The sequence below is a fragment of the Leptotrichia sp. oral taxon 215 str. W9775 genome (assembly GCF_000469505.1).
Classification (GTDB): domain Bacteria; phylum Fusobacteriota; class Fusobacteriia; order Fusobacteriales; family Leptotrichiaceae; genus Leptotrichia_A.
In genome coordinates this window covers 1-1791 of sequence record NZ_KI272846.1, presented here as the reverse complement: position 1 = coordinate 1791, position 1791 = coordinate 1, and the positions used below count along the sequence as shown (strand labels likewise).

Genomic DNA, 1791 nt, shown 5'->3' with positions numbered 1-1791 from the left:
GAATTCCAAGTCAAAATACCGTTATGAAGATGGTGAATGAGGGCCGTTGTTTTTGAAATGGCAAAGACCAGAACCAGATCATAAAACAGCTCTGTAAATTCTACCCGTTTGTGTTTGATAAGGTTTGTCATAGTAGGTTCCTTCTAGTTATGATGTACAATTTATTATAACAGAAAATGGCAATGAAATGGAAGGGTATGAAGTGGTCTTTAAAAAGTGGACCGGCCAAACCGTTTCAGAATATAGAGTTCAGCCTCATGGATAGAGAGTGGGACAGAAACCGGTAATTCGTTAGAATTCGATTTCGTCGTCCCACCTCCGCACAGTTGAGTAGGGCTTTAAAAGCTGATGAAATCAGCGTAGTAGAGCCCACTCAACCACTGCGTCTTGTTCGATAATCCAAAGACAATTGAGAGGCTAGGACTTTTGTCCCAGCCTCCAATAAAGAGTGAGTGCTAAGACTACAAAAAAGCCTTGGTTATCAAGGCTTTTTCCTGTTGATTTAGATGCCCCAACTGAGCTAAGGAGGCAACAAAAAGAGCTGAGAATATGATTTCCCAGCTTTTTTGAATGCGATAGAAATAGCAACTAGACTATTTACGAAAGACCTCAATAATGTAGGTGAAGCCAGTAACTAAAAATGCAAAGGCAATGACATAAACGACAAAGACACCTGTAGCCACTGGATTGAACAGAATCACTAGACCTAGTAAAAATTCAAGCAAGGCTACCCACGTGATATTGCTACCAATAATAGGGAAAATCAATCCTAGACGATTGCCTTTAAAGAAAGCAATAATGGCTTCTACAATTAACCAAATTCCTACAATGGTCGGAATGACGACCGGCAGGGTCAAAAAGCCATAAGCAACGAGGTAAAGAGCTAAGAGAAGACTAACAAATCCTTGGAAAAGATAAACAGGTGAGCGAAGCTCTTTTGGTGCAGAGAAATAGCCTAAAATAGCTGCTATAGAAGAAACCAGTAAATCAAATGCAATCCACCAGCTGTAAGCAACAAGATTAGCTACTGGGTTTGTAAATAGGAAAAGTCCTAAAAGGACAAAAACAACTCCTGCAAGGAATAGCAATAAACGATTAGAAAATTTCATTTCAATACCTCCTATATAGTATAGTATAGTTTGTTAATAAAACTATTATACTTATTTTTATAGAAAATGTCAATAAAATAAATAAACAATTTGGAAGTTTCAGTCTGATTCATGAAAAGAAAATCAGTTTTTATCATTTTGAAAATAAAAAGAGAAGATAAAATTTGTCTTCTCTACATGAAAATATTGTATGGCATCAAAGCAAAAGTAACTGGCTTTACACTATTTGTTAAGATGTAATTTGATTCAAAAAGAAAAGATAGATTTAAATGTAGGGCAAATCAGTTATAGACAAACAAAAAAGCCTTGTAAATCAAGGCTTTTTCCTGTTGTTTAGATGCCCCCTGCATGAATTTGTAAGAACTTTTCATATTGAAAATAAACAAAAATGTTGAAATATAGCTGATTTTAGGGAAATACTTTTAGGTATTTTCAATGTCAGGATTTAAAAATGGGGCAAAAGTGGGGCAAAAACAAATTAACGAAAAAAATATCGAGTTCGTGCATCAAGTAAATGATAAATTGCAAGAATAAGTGCAACATTTACTCGAACTCATCCTCTAGAGCTTCACTAGCAGTTCTGTAAGCTAAACATTTTCGTGGTCGGTGATTGATATCATATAAAGCCTTGGTTCCCAAAGCTTTTTTATGTTATAAACTCATTAAAATAACCCCCAGTTAG

General features: G+C 35.5%; 1 protein-coding gene. It reads right to left on the bottom strand.

What is annotated here, in order from left to right; translation table 11 throughout:
• Positions 1 to 593: 593 nt before the first annotated feature.
• Entirely contained in the window at positions 594 to 1109 is a 516-nt protein-coding gene (locus tag HMPREF1984_RS06000) for a DUF308 domain-containing protein (RefSeq protein ID WP_021767032.1), read from the bottom strand.
• Between the last annotated feature and the right edge of the window lie 682 nt (positions 1110 to 1791).